The organism is Azospirillum thiophilum (assembly GCF_001305595.1).
Lineage (GTDB): Bacteria > Pseudomonadota > Alphaproteobacteria > Azospirillales > Azospirillaceae > Azospirillum > Azospirillum thiophilum.
Genome location: NZ_CP012402.1, coordinates 37,501 through 62,487, shown reverse-complemented (window position 1 = coordinate 62,487; position 24,987 = coordinate 37,501). Strand labels below are relative to the sequence as shown.

Here is a 24,987-nt window from a genome sequence, read left to right as displayed (position 1 = left end):
CGGTCTCCTTTACTGAACCATGTCGAGCGCCGTGTCGAACATCTCCTGCAACGCCTTCATGACCGCGGCTGCGGCCTCGTAGGCGGATTGCAGGGTGGAGATCGCAGCGGTCTCCTCGTCGACGTTGACGCCGCTCTGGGACGAGAAGGTCGTTTCCAGGCTGCTGGTGTAGGTTTCCTGGCTTTCCAGCGTGCTGGCCGCCGTGTCGGAGAGCGTGGCGGCCCCCTGGATCACGGCGCCGGCATAGCCGGCGAAGGTGGTGCTGCGCGCGCTGAGGCCGCCTGCGGCATCGAAGCTGCGGCTGGTCGAGAAGGCCGTGGACAGCGCGCTGGCGATCGAGCCTTCGCCGCTGGTCAGCGCGGTGTCGCCGGCGGTCAGCCCGCTGGCCGAGGACAGGGCGCCGGTGGCGAGCAGGCTGCTGTCCGCCGAGATGCGGGACGCGACGTCGATGTCGGATGCGCCGGTGCCGGTCAGCAGGTCGTTCAGGCCATAGGCGTCGGAGAAGCTGCCGGTCGTCCCGTCATTGGCGTCGCCGCCCAGCGCGATTCCGTTGCCCGTGCTGTCGGCAGAGATCACCAGCTTGCCGTCGGCGGAGATCGAGGCGGACGCACTGCTCATCGTGTTGATGGCGTCGACCACGTCCTGCAGCGTCGACATGGTCGACAGGTCGATGTCCAGCACCTCGGCCGCGGTGCCGCTGCTGTCGGTGACGGCGACGCGCAGCGTGCCGCTCGTCACCTTCAGCGCGTCGCTGGCGGAGACCGTCTCGGTTCCGGTCAGGGTCTGCGGCGCCGGATAGGAGGTGCCCTGGTTCTGGATGGTGTTCAGCGTGTCGATCAGCGAGGTCGCCAGCTCGTCCAGCCCCGCCTGCTGGGCCGGCAGGTCGGTGTCGCGCAGCTGCACCAGGGCGCCCAGCGAACCGCCCAGCGAGGAGCCGGTGACGTCGACCCCGTTCAGCATGATGCCGTTGAAGCCGCTGGTGCCGGTGGAGCTGTAGACCGTGTCGGCGCTGACCGAGGCCGCCGGCGTGTATGAGAGTTCATGCACCGAGCTGTCGAGCAGCGACTTGCCCGACGCGGTGGAGATGCGCATCAGCCCGCTGTCGTCGACCTGATAGGTGACGTCGATGTTTTCGGCGAGGCTCTTCAGCGCGGTGTTGCGCTGGTCCTCCAGGTCGGTGACGTTCTGGCCCAGCGCCTTGCCCTTGACGATCCGGTCGTTCAGGTCGTCGATGCCGTTCAGCGTCTCGTTGATGGTGTCGACGGTGGTGGCGATCTCGTCGTCGGCCTGGTTGCGCAGCGACTGGATGGTCGAGGAGGTGGTGCGCAGCGTCTCGGCCAGGTCGGACAGATCCTGGACGGTGGCGGCCTTGGCGCTGCCGCTTTCCGGCGAAGTGGCGAGCGTGCCCAGCGTGTCGGCCAGAGCGTCGATCATCGATCCGATGTCGGTGCCGGTGCTGTCGTCGCCGCTGACGCTGCCGAAGGCCGACTGCATCTGGTCGAGGTAGGTGCTCCGCGTCTCGGCATAGCCGAGATCCGACTGCGCCCCGACCAGCGTCTTCAGCAGATAGCGGTCGACGTTGCTGGACACCGAGGTGACGTCGACGCTGGAGACGGTGGTTCCGGTGTCGCGGGTGACGTTGGAGGCGGTCTTGCGGGTGTAGCCGTCGGTGCCGGCATTGGCGACGTTGGAGGAGGCGACGGCGATCCCGACCTCGGACGTGCGCAGCGCCGACGTGGCGATGGAACTTGCAACGCGAAGCGACATGGCGCGTCCCCTTCCTCCTGCGGTTCGTTCAGACCGTCAGGCCGACGGCATGGCCGGTGGTGCGCGTCGCCACACGTGCGCCATAGCGCGCACCCGGGCCGCAGGCGACGCCATAGACGCCGGCCGGCGCGGTGGAGGCGGCGCGCAGCGCGGCGCCGATGGCGTTCTGCCGGGCGCGGTGGACCTTGATCTGCGCCTCGATCACCCGCATGCGGGCAGCCAGCGTCGGCAGCACCTGTTCGGCGGCGGCCTTGGCGGCGCTGCGCACGCCGGGGGCGACGCGCTTGCTGCGGACCTGGGACAGGGCGTCGGCAAGCCGGTCCTTCCAGGCCATCAGCAGCGTCTGCATGTCGCCCGCCGCCAGCAGCGCATCGCGCGGCCGGCCTTCGCGCACCGCCGTTTCCGCCCGTGCCGCGGCGCGGTCGAGGTCGGCGACGAAGCCTTCCAGCACCTCGACCGCATCGACGCGCAGGAAGATCGATTGGGGGGCCGGATCGGCGGTCGCCACGGCCGCCACCAGCGTTCCCGCCTTTTTCGGGGCCGGCTTTGGGGGGGCCGGCTTGCGCAGGGTCTGCTTGAGCGCCATGGCGTTGCTCCGGGGGTTGCCGGGAATTGCCCGGGATTTGGATGTCAGGTTCCACGGCGGGTGGAGGGAAAGCTGGCGCGGATTTTTGCGGCGCGGCGGCTTTCGGGCCTACCGCTTGGTCGCCATGGCGCGGCCATAGGCGTTGATCGCCGCATTGGCGGCCCGGCCGCGGTTGATGCGCAGGGCGAACGCGCGTTTTTCCGCGCCGAGCCGGTCGATCAGCGCGATCAGGTCGTCGGCCAGCGCCAGCCTTTCGTTTCGCGTGCTGGGCCGGGCCAGCAGCGACCGGGCCTGTGCGACCAGCCGCCGGTGGTCCAGCAACAGGGCGTCGGCGGTGGCGAGGGACTGGCTCTCCGCCGGCGATGGGGCGGATGGCGGGGTGGCCGGCGGGGATGGTGGGGATGCATGCCGCCGCATGGCGTCACCGCTTCATCGAGATCAGCGTGTCCAGCATGTCCTGTGCCGTCGTCATCACCTTGGACGCGGCGGAATAGGCCTGCTGGGCGACGATCATCCGGCTGAACTCGTCGGTCAGCTCGACGGTGGAGCTTTCCAGCGACCCCGCCTCGATGTCGCCGGCCTTGCCGTCGCCGGCGGTGCGCAGCTGGTAATTGCCGGATTCGTAGGTCTGGGTGAAGGTGGTGCCGCTCTCGCTGTCCAGCCCGTCGGCGTTGGCGAAGGTGGCGATCGGGATCTGGTAGATCGCCCGCGTCTCGCCATTGTCGAAGGTGGCGCGCACCACGCCGCTGCCGTCGATGGTGGTTCCGGTCAGGGTGCCCGGCTCGTAGCCGTTCTGGGTCGCGGTCCAGTCGCCGATGTCGGGATCGCTCTCGCCGGATGCGTATTGCGTCAGCCCGTCGGTGCCGTCGGCGGTGCCGAGGTCGAGCGAGACGGTGCTGTCGCTGGCGCCGGTGGTCCAGCCGCCGACCGAGTAGGAGATCGCCGAGGGATCGACCGCCGTGCCGTTCTGGCTGGCGCTGGCCAGCGAGCCGTCGCTGTTGAAGGTGATGTCGATCGGGAAGCCGGAGATCGTGCCGGTGGTGGCGGTGCTGTCCGACGAGCTGACCGGGTCGGATGCGTCGAGCGACCAGCTGTTGTCGCCGGTCTTGGTCCAGGTCAGCGTCACCGAATGGCTGTTGCCCAGCGCGTCGAACATCTCGATGTCGGTGGTGAAGTCGTCGCCGGTCTCGGCATCGGACGGCAGGTTGGCTTCGAGGCTCTCCGTCGTGGTGGCCTTGGGCGTGCCCTTGATGTTGGAGAGGTTGATCGCCTCCAGGCTGTCGACCGAGGTCTTGTTGCTGGCCCCGACCGTGCCGTCGTCGGCGAGCTTCCAGCCATAGAGGTAGTAATCCTCCGAATTCACCAGATACCCGTCGGAATCGGCGCTGAAGGAGCCGTTGCGGGTGAAGTAGGTTCCGCCGTCCGCCGTCTCGTTCGACACCACGAAGAAACCCTCGCCGTTCACCGCCAGGTTGGTGGTGACGCTGGAGGTCTGGATCTCGCCCTGGCTGTTGATGTTGCGGGTGTTCGACGCGATGACGCCGCCGACCTGCTCGTCGACCGTGGTCGTCTTGTTGATGTAGGAGGTGAATTCGGTGACCGTGCCCTTGAAGCCGGTGGTGCTGGTGTTGGCGATGTTGCTGGAGATGCTGGCGAGCGCCTTGCTCTGGGCGGTCAGCCCGGAGGTGGCGCTGTACATGGCGCTGGTGATGCTCATCGCTGCACCTGTCGTCTGGAATTCCGGGGATAAGGCGGGGGAGGGAAGGGTCAGGACACCGACAGGACGTCGTCGGCCGACACGCTGACGCCGCCGACGCTGAGGACCGCGGTGCCGGACGAGCTGTCGACCGAGGTCACCGTGCCCTTGAAGCGCGTGGTGGTGTCGATGGCCTTGCCGCTGGCATCGAGCGCGGTCACGCTCAGCGTGTAGGTGCCGCTGCTGTAGCTCTGCCCGTCGGTGCCGACGCCGTCCCAGGTCACTTCATGGGTGCCGGCGGCGGTGGAGGAGCTGGTGTCGCTGTAGACGGTGTTGCCGCTGGAATCGGTGATGGTCAGCTTCACCGAGGAGGCGGCCGTATCCATGTCGTATTCCCAGGTCGCCTCGCCGTCCTGCAGCGGGGTGGTGGCGCCTTCGGCCTCGACGGTCTTGCCGTAATAGCTGATGGCGCTGCTGCCGGAGCCGAGCGTGGAGCTGGAGAGCTCCGACACCGTGCTGTTCAGCTCGTCCAGCTTGTCGTTGGTCGACATCTGCTGTTCCAGCGAAGAGAGCTGGACGATCTGGGTGGTGAAGGTGGTGGTGTCCACCGGATTGGTGGGATCCTGGACTTCCAGCTGCTTCAGCAGCAATGTCAGGAATGTTTCGTAACTGTCGCTCACACTCGACGACGAACTGCTCGATGACGAGGAGGACGTCGTGGTCGTCGAGGACGTGGAACTGACCGAATCCACCAGCATCGCCTTCTCCACCCAATCGCGGCCCGTTCGCGGAATCCGGACGGGATCCCGCGGCGGTTCAGGCCGGTGTCGTTCTGGGATGGGCGGCAGGCAGGCGCCGCCCCAATCGTTCTGTGGCTATCCACGGAACGGCGGGCGAAAGCTGGCGCAGATTTTTCGGAAAAGAAGCGCGGACATAAAAAGCCCCGGCCGGAGGGGGATCCGGCCGGGGCGACGAGGCAGTGGAGACGACGATGACGGCGGAGGAAAGCGGTTACGAAGCGCGGCGCAACCCGGCCTGAACGGGGGAGGAGACCGGGACGGCGACGCTTTGGCCGGTGGGAGCGGGGAAGGAGATAACCGCGGGGCGGTCGCCGGTCCGCAGGGCATCCGCCGGCTCGCGCCGGTTCAGCAGCCACTGGTAGGCGGCGGCGATGGCGACGCGGTCGCGGCCTTCCGATGGCAGGATGCGCAGTCCCGCCGTTTCCCCGGCCGCGCCGCCGTTGCGGCGGACCGCATCGCACAGCGCGTGGCCGAGTTGCAGGTCCGACACCAGCACCGCGCTGGACCCGGCCAGGGCCAGGACCGACGCCAGCGCCCCGAGATGGGAGGCGGGCAGGGGGGAGCCGCCGACCTCCCGCAGATCGAGGAACAGGCTGCGGCCAGTGCCGGCACCGGACAGCGCGTTGCGTAGAGTGCCGAGCCATGCGGAGGGGGCGGCGTGGCGAAGGCCGGTGCAGGCAACGGCGTGGAGACCCCAGTCGGTGGCTGCGACGGTGATGTCCTTCATGGTCTTCCCCTTGTCCTTGACCCGGCTCCGTCCCCTGTCGCCCCCGTCCGGCTTCGGGGCCGGTCAGGGCCGGCGGGGCGGCTCTGTCGGAAGAATATAGGCTAGATTCCTAACAATCCGTATAGGAAACGAGTTTCGGGGCTGTAATCCGCATTCCGGTTTCAGCATCCGATCGGCCGTCCGGCCGCGGCACATTTCAGCAGCAAAGCCGACGGACACCATTGCGGGCCGCCGATGTCGCGCTGGTAACGCTGGACCGCTGTGGCGATCCGGCCCAGACCCTCGCGCTCGGCCCAGAACAGCAGCCCGCCGCGCCAGGACGGGAAGCCGTAGCCGTGCAGCCAGATGGCGTCGATGTCGACCGGGCGGGCGGCGATGCCCTCTTCCAGGATCTTCGCCGCTTCGTTCACCATAACATAGAGGCAGCGGTCCCGCACCTCGTCGTCGCCGACAAGGCGCGGCGCGATGCCGCGGCGGCTGCGATCCGCGGCGATCAGCGCCGCCAGCTCCGGGTCGGGGAGCGGCTTGCGGCTGCCGGGCTCGTAGCGATAGACGCCGGCCCCGGTCTTCTGGCCGTAGCGGCCGCGTTCGGCCAGCACATCCAGCCAGTCGGGCGCCTCGGCCTCCGGGTCACCGGCCGTGCGCCGCTCCTCGCGGATGCGCCAGCCGACATCGATGCCGGCGAGGTCGGTCATCGCGAAATGGCCGAGCGGGAAACCGAACCCGGTCAGCACGCGGTCGACCTGTTCGGGGCTGGCGCCGGCCTCGACCAGCGCCATTGCCTCGCGCCCGCGCTGGCGCAGGATGCGGTTGCCGACGAAGCCGTCGCAGACGCCGACCGCCACCCCGACCTTGCCGATCCGGCGGGCCAGCGCCATCGCCGTGGCCAGCACGATGTCGGAGGTTTGGGCGCCGCGGACCACCTCGAGCAGGCGCATGATCGTGGCCGGGCTGAAGAAATGCAGGCCCAGCACGTCCTGCGGCCGGCCGGTCGCCGCCGCGATGGCGTCCACGTCCAGCGTCGAGCTGTTGGTGGCGAGGATCGCGCCCGGCTTGCAGACGCCATCCAGCTTGCGGAAGACGGCCTGCTTGACCGCCATGCTCTCGAACGCCGCCTCGACCACCAGATCGGCACCGGCGAGGTCGCCATGGGACAGGGTCGGCCGGATGAGCGCCATCCGCTCCCCGACCTGCGCGAGGGTCAGCCGGCCCTTGCCGGCGCTGGCCTCGTAGCTGCGCCGGATGGTGGCGATGCCGCGGTCCAGCGCCTCCTGCGACAGGTCCAGCAGCGTCACCGGGATGCCGGCATTGGCAAAGCACATGGCGATGCCGCCGCCCATGGTGCCGGCCCCGACCACACCGGCCTCGCGGATGTCGCGGGTCGGCGTGCCGGCGGGCAGGCCGGGCACCTTGGCCACCTCGCGCTCGGCGAAGAAGGCGTGGATCAGGCCGGCGCGCTGGGGCGAGTCCATGCAGTCCCGGAACAGCGCCCGTTCGCGCGCCATGCCGTCGGCGAAGGGCAGGGTGACGGCGGCCTCCACCGCATCGACGATCCGATGGGGCGAGACCAGATGCGGCAGCCGCCTTGCCAGCTCCGCCCGGCGTTCGATGAACAGGGCGGGATCGGTCTCGGCGATGCGGTCGTTTCGGGCGCTGACCGGCAGCGGGGTCCGCTTCTCCGCCGCCAGTCGCCCGGCGGCGCACAGGCCGGCTTCCAGCGGCGAGCCGCGCTCTTCCACCGCATCGACGAGGCCGAGCGCCAGCGCCTCCTCCGCGCCGACCGGCTCGCCCGACAGGATCAGGTCGAGCGCCTTGGCGGCACCGACCAGCCGCGGCAACCGCTGCGTCCCGCCGGCCCCGGGCAGCAGGCCCAGCTTGACCTCCGGCAGGCCGAGCCTCGCTCCCGTCAGCGCGACGCGGACATGGCAGGCCAGCGCCAACTCCAGCCCGCCGCCGAGCGCGCTACCGTGGAGGACGGCGATCACCGGCTTGGTTGCGGCATCGAAGCGGGCGACCAGTTCCGGCAGGGTCGGCGGGGCCGACGGCTTGCCGAACTCCCGGATGTCGGCCCCGGCCATGAAGGTCCGCCCGGTGCAGACCAGCAGCAGCATGTCGGACTCCGCATCGTCGAGCCCGGCCGCCAGCGCCGCCGCCAGCCCGCTGCGCACGCCATGGCCAAGCGCATTCACCGGCGGGTTGTCGACGGTGATGACACCGACGCGACCCCGGCGCGCATAGTGGACGGGTGTGGCGGGAACCGCCTCGCTCTGGGCCGGCGACGGCATCGATGGTCTCCGAAAGGCCTGCAATCCGGGCCGGTCGGCCCGCGGGCAGCCACTCTAGCAGACCAACCGCCGGGAAGCTGGTTCCGCTGTGCGGAGATCCGTTCGCCCGGCCGCTTCAACTGGCCGCGTCACCCGGCCGCTTCACTGCGGTGCAGAGATCCGCATGACGAGGCCGGTCGGCTTGTCGGTGGCGCCGAAGGGGCCGGGGACCTTGTTGGCGACCGGGGGCAGCGTCTTCAGATAGCTGGCGATGGCGTGGGCGTCCTCGTCGCTCAGCGCGGCGAAGGACATCCAGGGCATGGACGGCGCCAGCATCCGCCCGTCCGGCCGCTTGCCGGTGCGGATGGCGGTGACGATCTGCTCCTCGGTCCAGCCGCCGATCCCGGTTTCCATGTCCGGCGTCAGGTTGGAGCCGTGGAAGACGCCGAGGCCGGGGATCTCGAAGCCGACGTCGGACCCGCCCAGCATGCGCGCCATGTCGGGCTTGCCCAGCAGATGGCCGGGGGTGTGGCAGTCGCCGCAGCTGATGACGGTGACGAGATATTTGCCGCGGGCGACCGCGTCCTTGGCGGTGCCGTCCGCACTGGCGGGCATGGCGGCCGGGATGGAGACGGCGGCAGAGAGAAGCAGGGCGGCGATGGTCTGGCGGATCATGGAAGAGTGCTCCGAACGAATGGCTGTTTGTCGGGGTCAGGCGTTGCCCATCAGCGACCGTGCCGCCGTGGCGACCGCGTCGGCCTGCGGCACGAAGGCGCTTTCCAGCGGGAAGCTCGCCGGGGCCGGCGCATCCGGGCCGGTCAGCCGCAGGACCGGCGCCCGCAGGGACCGGAAGGCCTTCTCGGCGACCAGCGCCGCGACCTCCGCGCCGACGCCGCACAGGCGGCTTGCCTCATGGACAACGACCAGCCGGCCGGTCTTGGCGACGGAGCGCAGGATGGCGTCCTCGTCGAGCGGTTTCAGGCTGCGCAGGTCGATCACCTCGGCATCGATTCCGGTTGCGGCCAGATCGTCGGCGGCGGCCATGCAGGTGCCCACCGTCTTGGCGTAGGACACCAGCGTCACGTCGCGGCCCTCGCGCCGCACCGCTGCCTTGCCCAGCGGGATGGCGTCCACCTCCTCCGTCACCTCGCCGGTGCTGTAGCCGAGCGCGATGTCGGCGAAGACCAGAACCGGGTTGTCGTCGCGGATCGCCATCTTCATCAGCCCCTTGAAGTCGGCGGGGGTGGAGGGCATGACGATCTTCAGGCCGGGGCTGTGGACGAACCAGCTCTCGATATTGTGGTTGTGCTGGGCGCCGACGCCCCAGCCGGCGCCGGTCATCGCCAGCACCACCATGGGGAAGCTGAACTGCCCGCCGGAGATGTAGCGCAGCTTGCCGGCGCTGTTGACGATCTCGTCCATCGCATAGCAGAGGAAGGGCGCGAACAGCAGGTCCACCACCGGGCGCAGGCCGGTCGCGGCGGCCCCGGCCGCGGTGCCGGCGATGATCCCTTCGGCCAGCGGGGTGTTGCGGACGCGCGCAGCCCCGAACTCCTCCAGCAGGTCGCGGCGCTTGGTCGCCACGCCTTCGCCGAAGATCATCACGGTCGGATCGCGGCGCATCTCCTCGGCCAGCGCGGCGGAGATCGCGTCGTTGACGGTCATGGTGCTCATGATGGCTTTCTCCGGTCAGGCGTAGACGTCGCTGGTCAGGGCGTCGGTGCCCGGATAGGGGCTGGCGTCGGCGAAGGCCGCCGCGGCCTCCATGGCGGCGCGGACACGGCCCTCGATGGCCGCGGTCCCTTCGGCGGTCAGGCCGCCGTCGCGCTCCAGCCGGCTGCGCAGGCGGAGGATCGGGTCGCGCTCGCGCCAGTGCGCCAGTTCCGCGCCGTCGACATAGGACTGGTCGTCCGGCTCGAAATGGCCGCGCAGGCGGTAGGTCATCGCCTCCAGCAGAAAGGGCTTGCCCGTCCGGCGGATGGCGTCGACGGCCGAACGGGCGGCGTCGAACACCGCCAGCGGGTCGTTGCCGTCGACCGCCGCGCTCTCCACCCCCAGCGCCGCCGCCTGCCCGGCGATGCCGTCGGCCATCATCGTCTCCTTGCGGTGGACGAAGGCCTGCCACTGGTTGTTCTCGCAGACATAGAGGATCGGCAGCGTCCACACCGCGGCGAGGTTAAGCGATTCCTGGAAGCGCCCCTGGCAGGCCGCGCCGTCGCCGAAGAAGCAGGCGACGATGCCCGGCTTGCCCAGCATGCTGCGTGACAGCCCGACGCCGGTCGCCAGCGCCAGCTCGCCGCCGACGATGGTGGAGGTCAGCACCACGCCCAGATCCCTGGCCGAGATGTGCAGCGACCCGCTCTTGCCGCCGCAATAGCCGTCGCGCTTGCCCATCACCTCGGCCAGCATGCGGCCGGGATCGGCGCCGCGGGCCAGCAGATGGCCGGCGCTGCGGTGGTTGGTCAGGATCAGGTCGTCGGCGGTCAGGGCGGACACCACGCCGACGGCCGGCGCCTCCTGCCCGACGGCGGTGCAGGTGCCGGCGGCGCGCCCGCGTCCGTGCAGGTCGATCAGCGTCTCTTCATAGGCGCGGATCAGCATCATGCGTTCCAGGGCCTGGACGGGATCCAGGGGTGGCGGCAGGTTGGTCATGGCGATGGTCTCCCTGAGAATGGGGACCGCTCGGATGCTGGGTTAAGTCTTTGTGGCATCCTGCTGCCCCCTCTCCCTCCGAAGGTTGGGGAGGGCTGGGGAGGGGCATGCATCGATGCTCGTTTCCGAACGGCCTCGTGTTCGGAAGCGACCATAAGCATAATAATCATGGTTCCGGTACTGACTATTTCGTACCGGAATGAAAAAAGAATACTAACCGTCTCTTGCCGGATAATTATCTGATAGTTCGTGTCTTTTCATCACTGCGACCAGCGCGCCAGCCACCGCGCCAGACGGTCGAAGCCGGCATCGATCACCACCGCGAGCGCGGCGACGATCAGCGCGCCCTGGATGACATAGGCCTGGTTCGAGCCGTTCAGCCCGACGATGATCGGCAGGCCGAGCGTCTTGGCCCCGACGGTGGAGGCGATGGCGGCGGTGCCGACATTGATGATGACGGCGGTGCGCACCCCCGCCAGGATCACCGGTGCCGCCAGCGGCAGTTCGACCCGGAACAGCACCTCCGCCGGTCCCATGCCCAGCCCGCGGGCGGAGTCCAGCACGGCGGGGGAGACGCCGTCCAGCCCGGCCACCGTGTTCTCCACCACCGGCAACAGAGCGTAGAGCGTCAGCGCGATCAGCGCCGGTTCCGGGCCGAACCCCATCACCGGCACCGCCAGCGCCAGCACCGCCACCGGCGGGAAGGTCTGGCCCATGGTGGCGACCGTCTCCAGCAGGCCGCGGAACTCCTGTCCCCAGGGCCGCGTCACGGCGATGCCGGCCCCGCCGCCCAGCAGCACGGCGGCAAGGCTGGACAGCCCGACCAGCGCCATATGGTCCAGCGTCAGCCGGACGAAGCTCTCGGCCTCGTAGAGCGGGCGGTCGAGGCCGGGATAGAGCGTCGCGAACAGCGGCTTCAGCGACGGCATGCCCAGCACCAGCGCCACCAGCAGCGCCAGCCCGAGCATCAGCCGGTCGGTCAGAAGCTGGCGCGGGGCCATGGTCCCGGGGATGGACGCGCTCATGGATACCCGCCGGGGTCGGACTCGGGACGGACGAGGTCGGACAGGTGCAGCACCCCGGCCGGCCGGCCGTCGCCGTCCACCACCGGCAGCCGTTCGGTGCCGCGGGCCACCATCTCCGACAGGGCGCGGTGCAGCGGGGTGCCGCTCGCCAGCGGTTCGCCGCTCAGGGTTTCCTGCGGGCGGGCGCGGTCGCCGGCCGTCTCCACCGCCAGCCGCTTCAACCCCCATTCCTCGCGCCCGACGAGATCGCGCACCAGCTGGCTGGCCGGGCGGGTCAGGATGTCCAGCGGGGGCGCGCACTGGACCAGCCGGCCATGGTCCATCACCGCGATGCTGTCGCCCAGCCGCAAGGCCTCGTCCATGTCGTGGGTGACGAACACGACGGTGGTGCCGGTGCGGCGGTGGATCGCCGACAGCTCGGTCTGCAGGCTGGCGCGGGTGATGGGGTCGAGCGCGCTGAACGGCTCGTCCATCAGCAGGATGCGCGGCTCCGCCGCCAGCGCGCGGGCGACGCCGACGCGCTGCTGCTGACCGCCGGACAGCTGGTGCGGGTAGGCCCCGCGGTAGCGGCGCGGGTCGAGGTTCAGCAGCTCCAGCAGGTCGGTCACCCGGTCGCGGATGCGCGCCTTCGGCCAGCCCAGCAGGGCGGGCACGGTGGCGATGTTGCGCTCCACCGTCCAGTGCGGGAACAGTCCGACCGACTGGATGACATAGCCCATGCGGCGGCGCAGCTCCTCCGGCTGCAACGCGGCGATGTCCTCGCCGTCGATGCGGATGGCGCCCTCGTCGGCCGGGATCAGCCGGTTGATCATGCGCAGCACCGTCGACTTGCCGGAGCCGGAGGGGCCGATCAGCACCCGGAACTCCCCCTCCTCCACGGTGAAGGAGACGGACTCGACGGCGGTCCAGGAGCCGAAGCGCTTGGTCACGCGCTCGAATTCGATCATGACGCAGTCCTTCCCGGCAGCAGGCCGATGTGGCTGGTGGCGGCGGCGATGCCGATGGACAGCAGGGCGTCGGCGGCCACCGCCAGCAGGATGACGGGAACGGCCCCCAGCAGCACGAGGTCCAGCGCGTTGGCGAACAGCCCCTGGAACATGATCGCTCCCAGCCCGCCGGCGCCGATCAGCGCCGCGACCGCAGCCAGCCCGACCGCCTGGACCACGGTGATGCGCAGGCCGGACAGGAAGACCGGCAGGGCCAGCGGCAGGTCGACGCGCAGGAAGATCTGGCGCGGGGTCAGCCCCATGCCGCGCGCCGCCTCGCGCACCGGGGCCGGCACGCCGTCCAGCCCGACCGCGGTGTTGCGGACGATCGGCAGCAGCGAATAGAGCGTCAGCGCGATCACTGCCGGCAGCGGCCCGACCCCGCCGATCCCCCAGCCCGGCAGCAGGGCGCCGAGTGCTGCCAGCGGCGCCATCAGCAGCCCGAACAATGCGATGGACGGCACCGTCTGCACCACGTTCAGCACCGGGAACACCGCGCGTCCGACGGCGGGGACACGGTGGGCGGCCACCCCCAGCGGCACGCCGACCAGCAGGGTCGGCACCAGCGCCGCCGCCACCAGCATGGCATGGCGCAGCACGGCGTCGGCGAACACGTCGCGCCGGTTGGCGTATTCCTTCAGGATCGACAGCGCGTCGAGATGGCCGGACGCCAGTTGCAGCGCTACCAGCCCTGCGACCGCTCCGCCCACCGCCAGCCGGCCGACCGCGCCCATCCCCATACGGCGGGCGGCGTCCATCGCGACCAGCAGCCCGGCGGCCGCCATCACCCAGAAGCCCGAGCCGAAGGAGGTGCGGGCCGCCGCCGACGCGCCGTCCGCCAGCCGCACCGCATGCTCCCCCGCCAGCCAGGGCAGGGAAACGGCGAGCAGGGCGCCCGCCGTGACGGTCAGGCCGAGCCCGGCGCGGGTCGGGCGCAGGACTGGCGTCGCCAGCAGGATCAGCCCGGACAGCAGGACCGCCGCTCCGCCGATCCCCTGCACGGCCGCCCACAGCGGAACCGGCCGTCCGGACAGCAGCCGGTTGGGCGCGAAGCCAAGGAAGGGCAACGCCGCGGCAGCCACCACCGCGACGAGCACCATCAGCAGGGCGACGCGGTTGTGCAGGAGGAAACGGTGGGGGGCGCTCACGTCTTCCGCTTACTTCAGGAAGCCCTTGGACTTCAGATAGTCGGTGGCGACCTGCTTCTGGTCCTGCCCTTCCACCGAGATTTTGGCGTTGAGCGTCCGCAGGGTGCCGGCGTCGAGGCTGGCGAAGACCGGGCCGAGCAGATCGGCGATCTTCGGATTCGCCGTCAGCACCGCGGCGCGGGCGGTCGGCGCCGGCTCATAGACCATCTGGGCGCCCTTGGTGTCGGCCAGCACGACGAGGTCGAGCGCCGCGATGGCGCCGTCGGTGCCGTAGACCATGGCGGTGTTGACGCCCGAGGTGGCTTCGGCCGCCGCACGGATGGTCGCGGCGGTGTCGCCGCCGGCCAGCACCAGCATCTGTTCCGGCCGCAGGGCGAAGCCGTAGGTCTGCTGGAAGGAGGGCAGGGCCGCCGGGCTTTCCACGAATTCGGCGGAGGCCGCGACCTTGGCCTTGCCGCCGCCGGAGACCCACTTGGCGAAATCCTCCATGGTCTTCAGTTTGTTGGCGTCGGCCACGTCGCGGCGCACCGCCAGCGCCCAGGTGTTGTTGGCCGGTGCCGGCTTCAGCCAGACGATGCCGTTCTTCTCCTGGTCGAGCTGCCGGACCTTCTCATAGCCGGCGCCGGCATTCTTCCACACCGGATCGCTGTCGATGTTGAAGAAGAAGGCGCCGTTTCCGGTGTATTCGGGATAGATGTCGATCTCGCCCGACAGCAGCGCGCCGCGCACGATCTTGGTCGGGCCGAGCTGGATCTTGTTTTCCGTCGGGATGCCGTTGGCCTGCAGCATCTGCAGGATCATGGTGCCGAGCAGCCCGCTTTCCGCATCCAGCTTGGAGCCGACGCGGACCGCATCCGCGGCCTGCGCCGCCCCGGCCATCGGGCCGGCCATCGGTCCTGCCATCAGCGCCAGCGCCAGCGCCGCCGCGCCCAGCATGCTGCGGCCCTTGCTGCGGCCCTTGTCGAACAGTGTGAACACCCCGGAATCCCCCCCGATGCACGGTTTGGCCGCGACGATGCGGGCCAGCTTGGGGAAAGGATGGGTCACCGCCCGGCCCGCGGCAAGCCGCGCTTTACGTCTCTCCGGTCCCGGATAGGACTTTCCGGCTATTTCCCTGGCGGTTCGGCAGGGAACATCGCGCCGGCCGCCGCCGTTTCAAGGGGGAGAGCAACATGGGAGGCCACGATGTCCCAGGGCGACAAGTCCAAATACACCGACAAGCAGAAGCGCAAGGCCGAGCATATCGAGGAGAGCTACGAAAAGCGCGGCCTCTCCGCGGACGAGGCCGAAAGCCGGGCCTGGGCCACCGTCAACAAGCAGGACGGCGGCGGCAACAAGGGCGGCTCCGGCCACGGCTGACCGGTCGGCGGGGCGCCGTCACAGCCGGGCGATGATCCCGTCGGTGGTCGCGGCCTCGCAGAACTCGAAGCCCAGCGTCGCCACATGGGCGGCATGGATCTGTTCGGCCGGGATCGTGCCGCCCTGTCCGTCCGGCAGGTCGAAGCAGTCGCAGGCGTCGGCGGCCAGCGTGATTTTCCAGCCCATGTTGGCGCCGGTCCGGATGGTGGTCGAGACGCACATGTCGGTCGAGATGCCGAACACCACCAGCTCCTCGATGCCGAGCCGGCGCAGGCGGATGTCGAGGTCGGTGCCGATGAAGGCGGAATTGACGATCTTGCCCACCGTCCCTTCGCCGTCCTGCGGCTCGAAGCCCTCGCGGAAGCGGTGGCCCGGCTGGCCGGGGCGCAGGGTGGAGGCGGGCTCGGCCGAATCATGATGCACATGGAAGATGGGCCGCGCCGTCCGCCGCCAGGCATCCAACAGCCTCAGCCCGTTGTGGTCGACGTTGCGGTTCCAGCGGCGCGGCCAGCGCGGCTCGTCGAAGGCGCGCTGCATGTCGACGGCAAGCAGAAGCGTTGCCTGGGGAAAAAGGCGCATTGGAAGCTCCGTTCAAATCGTCCATGGTCCTCTTCCCCCGAATGGCAGCCGGTTGCAGCCCGGCATGATGCCGGAGCGGCCGGCATTCCGCCGGCGGGGCGCAGACTGGCGAATGGACGGCGTGGATGGACGACAAGGACCGGCTGCTTCTGGATGCCCTGCGCAAGGATGCGCGCCGGACGCTGGTGGCGCTGGCCCGCGATGTCGGCCTGTCGCGCAGCGCGACCCAGGAACGGCTCGACCGGCTGGTGAGGACGGGGGTCGTCCGCGGCTTCACCATCGTCGAGGGAGAAGACCGGCCGGCTGGTGCCTGCGCCCATTTCCTGCTGCGCCACCAGCCGGGCCGGACCTGCGTCCAGCTGGTTCCCAAGCTGCGGCGGATTCCCGGGATCGTCTCGCTCCATTCGGTGGCCGGCGCCATCGACATGGTGATCCGGGCGGAGGGCGCCGACGTTTGCGCCATCGAGGCGGTCCGCGCCGCCATCGTCGCGCTGCCGGAGGTGGCGGAGGTCACGACGCTGATGGTGCTGGACCGTCATCTTGACTGACTGGGCATCTCGACTGAGCGCGTGGAACGGCGTCACATCCCGCGATAGGTCCAACCGGTGCCGAGTGCGGCGGCGTCGCGGTCGCGCACGCTCGCGACCTCGGCATGGGCGGGTGACAGCTCGCACACCGGGTCGGTGGCGTCGGCGCTGCCGGCCAGCGCCAGCGCCTGGCAGCGGCAGCCACCCCAATCCTCCTCCTTGTGGTCGCAGGAGCGGCAGGGGTCCGGCATCCAGGCGGTGCCGCGGTAGCGGGCGAAGGCCGGGCCGTCGCGCCAGATCTCCGACAGGCTGCGGTCGTGGACGGTCTCGAACTCCATGCCCGGGATCGTCTCCGCCGCATGGCAGGGCAGGACGCGGCCGCGCGGCGTGACGTTCATGAAGCGCCGCGCCCAGCCGCCCATGCAGCTCTTCGGCCGGCGGGCGTAATAGTCGGGCACGACGTAATCGACCACGATCCGTCCGGCCAGCTCCGGCAGGCGGGCGCGCACCGCGGCGTCCATCGCCAGCAGCTGCTCGCGCGAAGGCATCAGCGCCGCGCGGTTGGCCAGCGCCCAGCCGTAATACTGGACGTTGGCGATCTCGATCCGCCCGGCGCCGAGATCCATCGCCAGATCGATGACATCGTTCACCCGGTCGATGTTGTGGCGGTGCAGCACGGCATTGATGGTCAGCGCCAGACCGTGGCGCACCACCGCCCGCGCGACCTCCAGCTTCTTCGCATGGCCGCCCTTGAAGCCGCCGACCCGGTCGGCGCCCGCCGCCTCGGCATCCTGCAGGCTGATCTGCACATGCTGGAGCCCGGCGCGCTGCAACCGCTCCAGCCGTGCCGCGTCGAGCAGCACGGCCGAGGTGATCAGGTTGCTGTAGAGCCCGGCCTCGGTCGCATGGGCGACCAGCTCCTCCAGATCCTTGCGAACGCAGGGCTCGCCGCCTGAGAAATGGACCTGGAGCGCGCCGGCGTCGGCCGCCTCCTCCAGCACGCGTTTCCAGGTCGCGGTGTCCAGCTCGGCGCTGGCGGGGTCGAGCGCCACCGGGTTGGAGCAATAGGGACAGCGCAGCGGGCAGCGGTGCGTCAGCTCCATCAGCACGGCGAAGGGCGGCGCCGGTTCGGCATCGGTCGCGGCAGCGAAGGCAGGCAGGGCGCAGCTCATGGGACGCACCTCATGTGACGACATAGCCCTTGTTGCGCAGGTCGGTCAGCAGCTCCAGCACGTCGGCGGCGACCTCGGCGCGCGGCGCGTCATACTCCGCCGTCAGCCGGTCGATGCCGGCGGCGAGATCCGCGACGTCCTGCCCCACACAGGCCCGCACCACCGCAAGCGCCATCTCGTCCAGCACCAGCAGCCGTTCCGGCGCCATCAGCATCCACTGGCCGCGGCGGCGGTCGTTGCGCAGCATGACTCCCGGAGCCAGCCGCAGCCGGTCGCTTTCGCCGATGCGGGGCGGGATCGCGTTCACCGGCTGTACCGCGTCGGGTCCATGTCCTCCGGCACGAAGGCGCCGGGCGGGATCAGGTTGGGAGTGACATAGGCATGGTGCAGCGCGTCGAGCTGGGCCCACAGCAGCTCCGTCTTGAAGCGCAGGGCGCGCAGGCACTGCTGCTGCTGCTCGGCGGTGCGGGCGTTGGTCAGCACATAGTCCAGCCCGAATTCCACGTCGCGCGGCGCCTCGTCCAGCCGCTTGCGGAAATAGGAGAGCGTGCTGTCGTTGGCAAAGGCGTAATTGCGCTCGAAGCCGGCGATGCGCTCGCGGTGGATCGACGGGGCGAACAGCTCGGTCAGCGACGAGGCCACCGCCTCCAGCAGCGAATGGTCGTGGACGAAATGGACATAGGCGTCCACCGCGAAACGGGTGGCGGGCAGGATGCCCTCCAGCGACTTCACATAGTCGCGGTCGAGCCCGAGCCCATCGGTCAGCCGCAGCCAGCGCTCGATGCCGCCGACCTTGGTCTCGTCCAGCTCGCCGGCCTGGGTCAGCCCGTCATGGTCGAGCACCCGCTGCAGCCAGGCGCGGCGGAGCGCCGGGTCGTCCATGCGGGACATGATGGTCAGATCCTTGCGCGGGATCGACACCTGATAATAGAAGCGGTTGAGCGCCCAGGCCTGGATTTGCCCCTTCTTCAGCTTGCCGCCGTGCAGCAGCTGGTGGAAGGGGTGGAGGTCGTGATACTGCCGCTCGCCGATGGCATAGAGCGCGGCGCGGAAGTCGTCGCGGGACATCTCGCGGGATTGGGGCGCGGCGGTCGGGGACATGGTCATACTGTCAGCTCCAGCCCGTCATGGGCGATGCGCCAGCCGGCCGCCTCGGCCTCCGCCCGCTCGGGCGAATCCTCCAGCAGGGCGGGGTTTGTGTTGTTGATGTGGATGTAGATCTTGCGGGCGACCTGCAGCGGTGCGAAGGCGGCGATGCTGCCCGCCGGCCCCGACATCGGCATATGGCCCATGCGCGCCGCCGTCTTGGTGCCGGTGCCGCTGCGGATCATCTCGTCGTCGGTCCAGGTGGTGCCGTCGAACAGCACCAGCGGGGCGCCGTGCAGCCTGTCGGACAGCCAGCCGGGCATGCCGGCGCAGCCGGGGACATAGAAGAACCCCTCACTGGAGCCATCCGTCGGCCGGATGCGCAGCGCCACCGTGTCCTCGGCGACGGAGCCGAAGCCGGGGCCGGCCGACGCGTCCTCCAGGTAGAGCGCCACCTTGCCGGGCACGGCGAAGGCCTCCACCTCCAGCCCCAGCGGGCGGCCGTCGGCCCCGGCGGGCTGGAACGGCTTGCCGAGCGCCATCGGCCGGCGGGCGACCAGCTCGGGGTTCAGCACGTTGAAGACGCTGTTGGCGGCCAGCACGCCATGGACGCGCGGGGTGGCATAGATGGCGAAGGGGTGGGATTCGCGCAAGCTCAGCAGGCCGGCGACATGATCGATGTCGGCATTGGTCAGCAGCGCCGCGGCGATCGGGTTCCCGCGCAATCCCCCCCGGGGATGCAGCGGCGGGCTGGCGAGCAGTTGGGCGCCGAGATCGGGAGAGGCGTTCAGCAGCAGCCAGCGTTCGCCGTCCGCCGTCACCGCCAGCGACGACTGGGTGCGCGGCCGGGCCGCGGGATCGCCGGAGCGGGCGCGGCGGCAGCCCTCGCAGGCGCAGTTCCATTGCGGGAATCCCCCGCCGGCCGCCGAACCGAGAACGAGAATCTTCATGGTCACCGTTTCGCTCGGGCGTATTGTTCGGGCGTCATCTCCGGAAATCGTCCAGCCGCGGTCCGGAAAGCTGCGCTATCGGTGCGGGGTCGCCGGGGACGGGGGCTTGCGCCGTCCCGCCCCGGCTTCCCGATCCGGCCGTCGCCGGCCGGTGTCCGGTTCAGAGGCCGGCGCAGGCGTAGGCGTTGATCTCGGTGCCGACGGCGATCTCGGTGGTCTTCGGTTTGCGCCAGGTCTTCATCGCATGATACTCCTGCTTGCTGACTGTTGCTGACCATGATGGTTGGCGGGGTGAAGAATACAGGTCCGGAGCGGACTTCCGCCATGCTACGATGGTGCAATCCGGCCCTCTTTTTCTCGGCTACCTCTTTTTAGCGGCTGCCCGCCCGGAACCGGACGGCCCCGCCGGAGGGCAGGCTCAGGGCGCAGGCGAAACCGCGGGCGGCGGCGACGGCGGGTGCGCCTCCTCGGTCGGCAGGCCGGCTTCCATCCAGCCGTCGATGCCGGTCGGGTACCAATGGACCCGGGCATACCCAAACAACACCGCACGCTTCGCGGCGTTCCACGACAACCAGCAATCCGACAGACAATAGAACAGAAGATCGCGGTTCCGGTCGCCGCCGGTCAGGCGTTCCAGCTGCGATTCGAACCAGGCCAGGGTCGCCGGGTCGGGCGCGCCCATCCCGACATTGGGCAGCCAGACGCTGCCGGGGATTTGCCTGTACGCCTTGGATTGCAGCCAGGGGCCGCCGGGTAGCGTGCTGCGCTCCAGCCGCTGGACGAAGACCGGAACGGTGCGGCCCTGCGCCAGCAACGCCTGCACGGCCGGGGTGTCGGCCGTCTCGCCCCCTGCGACGCCGTCCGGCGTGGGGGAGCGGTAGTCGGACATGCGGTAGCCGTCCGGCTGCGGCACGCCGGCGGCATGGGCGGGGGCGGCCAGGGCAGCGGCGGTGAGGAGGAGGCCGAGGAGAACCGCGCCTGCCATCCGGCTCCGGACGCTCACCGCCGGTCGGCCAGCACGCGGTTGGCGATCACCACCGCCTGGGTGCGGCTGTAGACCTTCAGCTTTTGCAGGATGGCCGACACATGGGCCTTGACCGTCGTCTCGGTGATGCTGAGGTCGAAGGCGATCTCCTTGTTCAGCTTGCCGGTGCCCAGCAACTCCAGCACCCGCAGCTGCTGGGCCGTCAGGGTGGCGATGCGGCGCGCGATCTCCGCGGTCTCGGCATCCTCCACGGTTCCGGCACCGTCGTCGCCGGTCTGGGGCGGGACATACAGCTCGCCGTTCAGAACCTGGCGCAGCGCCGCGGCGATGGCGTCGCGCGGGGTCGATTTCGGAATGAAGCCGGCGGCGCCGCTCTCCATCGCCTCACGGACCCATCGCCGTTCCTCATGGGCGGAGACGACGACGACGGGGGTCGCGGGAAAGCGCTGGCGCAGGGCGCGCAGGCCGCCCAACCCGTTCATGCCGGGCATGTTGACGTCCAGCAGCACGAGGTCGAGGTCGCCACGCTCCTCCAGCGCCTGCATGACGGTGTCGAGCCGGTCCGCCTCCATCACGTCGGTGGCCTGGCAGGAATAAAGCACCGCGCTGCGCAAGGCGTCGCGCACCATCGGATGGTCATCGGCGATCAGGATCCGGGTCATGGCCTGCGATTCCCTGTGGAGCGCCCAGTGGAGCGGACGGGTGGGGGTGCGGGAAAGCGTCCCGCGACATTGTGTCAGACGGACTTGGCGGGGGGCAACAACGCCAATCGACAAATTGTTTTGTGCGCGAACATGTCGCACCACCATCGGGATAGCCCGGCCCTGCCTCGCCGGCGGGTTCCTGCCGGACGTCTTGGCGTGAAGCGGCGCTGCGGGGCGGGGAGGGCGGCATGGCGGGGGCTGCGCGTCAAAAGTTCCAGGGCCGGATTGCGGCCGAGAATAGCAATCGTTCGTGCGCTTAATTATTCGACGATGGTACAAGAACCGCCCGCCCCGGCGGCTTCGTCCCGCGCCATTCCGGCCGATGGTCGGATGACGCTTGCGGCAACCGGGGCCCTGGCAGCCGCTCAGGTCAGCGGCGGCAGCCGCCCGGCGTTGATCGCCGCCTTCACCTTCGCCAACTGCCGCACCGCCGGGTCGCCCAGCCGCAGCGCCACGCCGGTCGACAGCACGTCGATCAACGTCAGGTGCACCAGCCGCGAGGCCATCGGCGTATACATCTCGGTATCCTCCACCGGCTGGCTGGCGACGACCACGCTCGCCATTGCGGCCAGCGGTGAATGCGGCGCGGTGATCGCCACCACGGCGATGCCCTGCGCCCGTGCCGCCGCGGCAAGCTCGTTGATCGTGCCGCTGCGTCCGGTGTTGGACAAGGCCAGCAGCACGGCGCCGGCCCCCAGATTGGCCAGCAGCATGCGCGCCAGCACCGGGTCGGCGCAGGGCTGGGCATCGGCGCCGAAGCGCAGCAGCTTGTGCGCGGCGTCCTGCGCCAGCGCGCTTGATCCCCCGGTGCCGACGCACAGCACCCGCGGCGCGGTCGCCAGCAGCGCGATCGCCCGATCCAGCGCCGTATCGTCAAGCCCGGCGGCGGCGGCGGTCAGCGCGGCCGCACTTGATGAAAAAATTTTTCGTGCCAGCGTGCCGACATCATCGTCCGGCGCGACGTCCTGGCTGACATAGGGGGTGCCGCCGCGCACCTCGTCGCGCACCGCATCGCGGGCCCGGGATTCCGCCAACCGCAGCTTGAAGTCGGGAAAGCCGGCGCAGCCGATGCTGCGGCAGAACCGCACCACCGTCGCCTCGCTCACCTCCGCCGCCTGGGCCAGCGACGTGACGTTCAACTCCAGCACCCGGCGCGGATCGGCCAGCACCAGATCGGCGATCTGCCCCTCCGACCGTTTCAACTCGCCGCGCAGGCGGCGGATCCCGTCCACTATGTCCATTGGGGGAGGCGGGGGCGCGGCAGCGTTGATGGCGGTGTCGACAGGGGCGGCCATGACGTAAGGTTACTTCCCTGGAAAGAGTCGGTCCGCTGGAGCGGCCGGGAAGGATGGGGCTTCGGACGATGCCCCGCCATCATGAAGAAAATTGCCGAAAAAGGCGAGACATCCAGTGGATAATGCCGCATATAAGAAGAAATTTTTCTTCACAGCCCGCTGCCCCTGGCGTATGGTCCGTTCCGGAAATCATCGCCTCCCACAAACGGTCGAGATGCGATCATGAGCAAGCCAGCCACGTCGAATTCCGCTCCCCTGAATTCCGTTGTCGCCCGCGTGACCGAACGAATCGCGGAGCGCAGCCGCGACCGCCGCGCCGCCTATCTCGCCCGGCTGGAGAGCGCAGGGGGCAGGCCGAGCCGCCATCGCCTCGGCTGCGCCAACCTCGCCCATGCCTTCGCCGCCTGCGGGGCGAACGACAAGGCGGCCCTGCGCGGCGAGAAGGAGCCGTCGATCGGCATCGTCACCGCCTACAACGACATGCTGTCGGCCCATCAGCCCTACGAGCGCTATCCCGCGCTGATCCGCGAGTCCGTGCGCGCCGCCGGCGGCGTCGCCCAGGTCGCGGGCGGTGTGCCGGCGATGTGCGACGGCGTCACCCAGGGCTATGAGGGGATGGAACTGTCGCTGTTCAGCCGCGACGTCATCGCGCTGGCCACCGGCGTTGCGCTGTCCCACGCCACCTTCGACGGCGTGCTGTGCCTGGGCATCTGCGACAAGATCGTGCCCGGCCTGATGATCGGCGCGCTCGCCTTCGGCCATCTGCCGACGGTCTTCGTTCCCGCCGGGCCGATGCCGTCCGGCCTGTCCAACGCCGACAAGGCAAAGGCGCGCCAGCTCTATGCCCAGGGCAAGGTCGGGCGGGAGGAGCTGCTGGATGCCGAGTCCCAGTCCTACCACGCGCCCGGCACCTGCACCTTCTACGGTACCGCCAACACCAACCAGATGCTGATGGAGATCATGGGCCTGCATCTGCCGGGCGCCAGCTTCGTCAACCCCAACACGCCGCTGCGCGACGCGCTGACCGACGCCGCGGCCAGGCGGGTGGTGGCGATGACCGGTCCCGGCGCCGGGACGCCGATCGGCCGCATCGTCGACGAGCGCGCCCTGGTGAACGGCATCGTCGGGCTGCTGGCCACCGGCGGCTCGACCAACCACACCCTGCACATCCCGGCCATCGCCGCCGCCGCCGGCATCGAGCTGAACTGGGAGGATTTCTCGGAACTGTCGGCGGTGGTGCCGCTGCTGGCCCGGGTCTATCCCAACGGCAGCGCCGACGTGAACCGCTTCCATCAGGCCGGCGGGATGCCCTTCGTCATCGGCCAGCTGATCGATGCCGGGCTGCTGCACACCGACGTCGCCACGGTGCTGGGCGAGGGCGGGCTGGAGCCCTACCGCGGGATGCCCGCCCTGGACGAGGCTGGGGCGCTGGCCTGGACCCGCTCGGCGACCGACCGGAGCGGCGACCCGACGGTCGTCGCCACCACCGCGGCCCCCTTCGCGGCCGAGGGCGGCTTGCGGGTGCTGACCGGCAATCTCGGCCGCGGCGTCATCAAGATCTCGGCGGTGAAGCCGGAACACCGGCTCATCCAGGCCCCGGCCCGCGTCTTCGACAGTCAGGAAGCGGTACAGACTGCTTTCCGCGCCGGTGAGCTCGACCGTGACGTGATCGTCGTCGTCCGCTACCAGGGCCCCGGTGCCAACGGCATGCCGGAGCTGCACAAGCTGACCCCGCCGCTGGGCGTGCTGCAGGACAAGGGCTTCAAGGTCGCGCTGGTGACCGACGGCCGCATGTCCGGCGCCTCCGGCAAGGTGCCCGCCGCCATCCACGTCACGCCGGAGGTGAAGACCGGCGGCCCGCTCGGCCGGGTGCGCGACGGCGACATCCTGCGGCTGGATGCCGAGACCGGCACCCTCGAGGCCCTGGTCGAGGCCGCCGAGTGGGACGGCCGCGGTGCCCCGCCGCCGCCCAGCGAGGACGCCTCGCACGGCTGCGGCCGCGAGTTGTTCGCCCTGTTCCGCGGGGCCGCCGGCCCGGCGGAGACCGGCGCCTCGGTGCTTGGGCTGCTGGCACCGGGCAACTGATCCAGGCCTGAACGGCAGGCCGTTCAGCCGGGCCGGCCTGCATTGTGGCCGGCCCACCCCTATGGCACCATCATGTGCGGGCGGCTCCCGCTCCCGTGCCACCGACGTTGAGAGGACTGATGTCGAACTCCCGCTCCGCCGTCGCACCCGCCCTGCCTCCCTTCGACTACACGGTGTTCGGCGGCACCGGAGACCTCGCCCTGCGCAAGCTGCTGCCGGCGCTCTATCTGCGCGACAAGGCGGGGCAGGTCGCCGACGGCAGCCGCATCATCGGCGTCTCGCGCAGCCCGCTGTCGCCGGGCGACTACCGCGCCAAGGCCGAGCAGGCGATCGCCGAGCATGTGCCCGCCGACGAACGGGATCCGGCGCTGGTCGCCCGTTTCCTCGAGCGGCTCGACTATGTCCCGGTCAACGCCACCAGCGACGAGGGCTGGGACGAGCTGGCCGGGCGTCTCGACCATCCTCCGGCCGGCCGCGAGCCGGCGGTGCGGATCTTCTACCTCGCCACCTCGCCCAGCCTGTTCGGGCCGACCTGCGACCAGTTGCGCGCCTTCGGCCTTGCCACGCCGGACTCGCGCGTGGTGCTGGAAAAGC

At 70.1% G+C, this 24,987-nt stretch carries 27 protein-coding genes (1 of these 27 only partly in view); 4 read left to right on the top strand and 23 right to left on the bottom strand.

What is annotated here, in order from left to right:
• Positions 1 to 9 precede the first annotated feature (9 nt).
• The 14 genes from flgK to osmF form a co-directional block, all read right to left on the bottom strand.
• Complete coding sequence (gene flgK / locus AL072_RS14300; protein WP_045586045.1) at positions 10 to 1,767, bottom strand: flagellar hook-associated protein FlgK; 1,758 nt, start codon at positions 1,765 to 1,767, stop codon at positions 10 to 12.
• A gap of 28 nt (positions 1,768 to 1,795) precedes the next feature.
• Positions 1,796 to 2,353, bottom strand: coding sequence for a hypothetical protein (locus AL072_RS14295; RefSeq protein ID WP_045586044.1), 558 nt, complete (start codon positions 2,351 to 2,353; stop codon positions 1,796 to 1,798).
• 108 nt (positions 2,354 to 2,461) lie between these two features.
• Positions 2,462 to 2,770, bottom strand: coding sequence for a hypothetical protein (locus AL072_RS14290; protein WP_245636862.1), 309 nt, complete (start codon positions 2,768 to 2,770; stop codon positions 2,462 to 2,464).
• 4 nt (positions 2,771 to 2,774) lie between these two features.
• Positions 2,775 to 4,070: a flagellar hook protein FlgE gene (gene flgE / locus AL072_RS14285; RefSeq protein ID WP_045586042.1), complete on the bottom strand. Its 1,296-nt coding sequence runs from the start codon at positions 4,068 to 4,070 to the stop codon at positions 2,775 to 2,777.
• 50 nt (positions 4,071 to 4,120) lie between these two features.
• Positions 4,121 to 4,807, bottom strand: coding sequence for a flagellar hook assembly protein FlgD (locus AL072_RS14280; RefSeq protein ID WP_045586041.1), 687 nt, complete (start codon positions 4,805 to 4,807; stop codon positions 4,121 to 4,123).
• Between the two features lie 253 nt (positions 4,808 to 5,060).
• A complete protein-coding gene (locus AL072_RS14275; protein WP_045586040.1) occupies positions 5,061 to 5,576 on the bottom strand; it encodes a hypothetical protein in 516 nt (171 codons plus the stop codon).
• Positions 5,577 to 5,737: 161 nt separating this feature from the next.
• Positions 5,738 to 7,861, bottom strand: coding sequence for a 3-hydroxyacyl-CoA dehydrogenase NAD-binding domain-containing protein (locus AL072_RS14270; protein WP_045586039.1), 2,124 nt, complete (start codon positions 7,859 to 7,861; stop codon positions 5,738 to 5,740).
• 141 nt (positions 7,862 to 8,002) lie between these two features.
• Positions 8,003 to 8,515, bottom strand: coding sequence for a c-type cytochrome (locus AL072_RS14265; protein WP_045586038.1), 513 nt, complete (start codon positions 8,513 to 8,515; stop codon positions 8,003 to 8,005).
• Between the two features lie 36 nt (positions 8,516 to 8,551).
• Complete coding sequence (locus tag AL072_RS14260) at positions 8,552 to 9,514, bottom strand: alpha-ketoacid dehydrogenase subunit beta (protein ID WP_045586037.1); 963 nt, start codon at positions 9,512 to 9,514, stop codon at positions 8,552 to 8,554.
• Between the two features lie 15 nt (positions 9,515 to 9,529).
• Entirely contained in the window at positions 9,530 to 10,492 is a 963-nt protein-coding gene (locus AL072_RS14255; RefSeq protein ID WP_045586036.1) for a thiamine pyrophosphate-dependent dehydrogenase E1 component subunit alpha, read from the bottom strand.
• Positions 10,493 to 10,752: 260 nt separating this feature from the next.
• A complete protein-coding gene (locus tag AL072_RS14250; protein WP_281178673.1) occupies positions 10,753 to 11,517 on the bottom strand; it encodes an ABC transporter permease in 765 nt (254 codons plus the stop codon).
• Positions 11,514 to 12,464 (bottom strand): ABC transporter ATP-binding protein, encoded by a 951-nt coding sequence (locus AL072_RS14245; protein ID WP_045586035.1) that lies wholly within the window; start codon positions 12,462 to 12,464, stop codon positions 11,514 to 11,516. Before AL072_RS14245 ends, AL072_RS14250 begins: the two co-directional genes overlap by 4 nt.
• On the bottom strand, positions 12,461 to 13,651 hold the full coding sequence (locus AL072_RS14240) for an ABC transporter permease (RefSeq protein WP_245636861.1): 1,191 nt from the start codon (positions 13,649 to 13,651) through the stop codon (positions 12,461 to 12,463). Before AL072_RS14240 ends, AL072_RS14245 begins: the two co-directional genes overlap by 4 nt.
• Before the next feature lie 9 nt (positions 13,652 to 13,660).
• Entirely contained in the window at positions 13,661 to 14,629 is a 969-nt protein-coding gene (gene osmF / locus AL072_RS14235; RefSeq protein ID WP_200909858.1) for a glycine betaine ABC transporter substrate-binding protein OsmF, read from the bottom strand.
• Positions 14,630 to 14,836: 207 nt separating this feature from the next.
• Between osmF and AL072_RS35190 the strand changes: the two genes are divergently transcribed.
• A complete protein-coding gene (locus AL072_RS35190) occupies positions 14,837 to 15,010 on the top strand; it encodes a hypothetical protein (RefSeq protein WP_045586034.1) in 174 nt (57 codons plus the stop codon).
• 18 nt (positions 15,011 to 15,028) lie between these two features.
• Here the strand turns inward: AL072_RS35190 and AL072_RS14225 are convergent, their stop codons facing one another.
• Complete coding sequence (locus AL072_RS14225) at positions 15,029 to 15,589, bottom strand: cysteine hydrolase family protein (protein ID WP_045586033.1); 561 nt, start codon at positions 15,587 to 15,589, stop codon at positions 15,029 to 15,031.
• A 125-nt stretch (positions 15,590 to 15,714) separates the two neighbouring features.
• Between AL072_RS14225 and AL072_RS14220 the strand changes: the two genes are divergently transcribed.
• Positions 15,715 to 16,137 carry an Lrp/AsnC family transcriptional regulator gene (locus AL072_RS14220; RefSeq protein WP_045586032.1) on the top strand — a complete coding sequence of 141 codons (423 nt, stop codon included), beginning with the start codon at positions 15,715 to 15,717 and terminating at the stop codon, positions 16,135 to 16,137.
• 32 nt (positions 16,138 to 16,169) lie between these two features.
• Here AL072_RS14220 and pqqE read toward each other — a convergent pair whose 3' ends face one another.
• The 8 genes from pqqE to AL072_RS14180 all read right to left on the bottom strand — a co-directional run bounded on the left by pqqE (position 16,170) and on the right by AL072_RS14180 (position 22,308).
• Positions 16,170 to 17,288 (bottom strand): pyrroloquinoline quinone biosynthesis protein PqqE, encoded by a 1,119-nt coding sequence (pqqE, locus tag AL072_RS14215; RefSeq protein WP_045586031.1) that lies wholly within the window; start codon positions 17,286 to 17,288, stop codon positions 16,170 to 16,172.
• A 10-nt stretch (positions 17,289 to 17,298) separates the two neighbouring features.
• The gene (pqqD, locus tag AL072_RS14210) at positions 17,299 to 17,595 is read right to left on the bottom strand and encodes a pyrroloquinoline quinone biosynthesis peptide chaperone PqqD (protein ID WP_082109413.1); all 297 of its coding nucleotides are present in this window, start codon (positions 17,593 to 17,595) and stop codon (positions 17,299 to 17,301) included.
• Positions 17,592 to 18,395, bottom strand: coding sequence for a pyrroloquinoline-quinone synthase PqqC (pqqC, locus tag AL072_RS14205; protein ID WP_082109412.1), 804 nt, complete (start codon positions 18,393 to 18,395; stop codon positions 17,592 to 17,594). The genes pqqD and pqqC overlap by 4 nt, the downstream gene beginning before the upstream one ends.
• Positions 18,392 to 19,324, bottom strand: coding sequence for a pyrroloquinoline quinone biosynthesis protein PqqB (pqqB, locus tag AL072_RS14200; RefSeq protein ID WP_045586030.1), 933 nt, complete (start codon positions 19,322 to 19,324; stop codon positions 18,392 to 18,394). The genes pqqC and pqqB overlap by 4 nt, the downstream gene beginning before the upstream one ends.
• A 160-nt stretch (positions 19,325 to 19,484) precedes the next feature.
• A complete protein-coding gene (gene pqqA / locus AL072_RS14195; RefSeq protein WP_014249839.1) occupies positions 19,485 to 19,565 on the bottom strand; it encodes a pyrroloquinoline quinone precursor peptide PqqA in 81 nt (26 codons plus the stop codon).
• Positions 19,566 to 19,742: 177 nt separating this feature from the next.
• On the bottom strand, positions 19,743 to 20,309 hold the full coding sequence (locus tag AL072_RS14190) for a rhodanese-like domain-containing protein (RefSeq protein WP_045586029.1): 567 nt from the start codon (positions 20,307 to 20,309) through the stop codon (positions 19,743 to 19,745).
• A gap of 14 nt (positions 20,310 to 20,323) precedes the next feature.
• Positions 20,324 to 20,971: a response regulator gene (locus AL072_RS14185; protein WP_045586028.1), complete on the bottom strand. Its 648-nt coding sequence runs from the start codon at positions 20,969 to 20,971 to the stop codon at positions 20,324 to 20,326.
• Between the two features lie 407 nt (positions 20,972 to 21,378).
• Complete coding sequence (locus AL072_RS14180; protein ID WP_045586027.1) at positions 21,379 to 22,308, bottom strand: SIS domain-containing protein; 930 nt, start codon at positions 22,306 to 22,308, stop codon at positions 21,379 to 21,381.
• Positions 22,309 to 22,530: 222 nt separating this feature from the next.
• Here AL072_RS14180 and edd point away from each other — a divergent pair, with 222 nt between their 5' ends.
• Positions 22,531 to 24,393: a phosphogluconate dehydratase gene (gene edd / locus AL072_RS14175; protein WP_045586026.1), complete on the top strand. Its 1,863-nt coding sequence runs from the start codon at positions 22,531 to 22,533 to the stop codon at positions 24,391 to 24,393.
• 119 nt (positions 24,394 to 24,512) lie between these two features.
• Positions 24,513 to 24,987 carry the 5' end (the start) of a glucose-6-phosphate dehydrogenase gene (gene zwf, locus AL072_RS14170; protein ID WP_045586025.1) on the top strand. The gene runs 1,046 nt beyond the window's last position, so the window shows 475 of its 1,521 coding nt (coding positions 1-475); it begins with the start codon at positions 24,513 to 24,515; its stop codon lies off the right edge, out of view.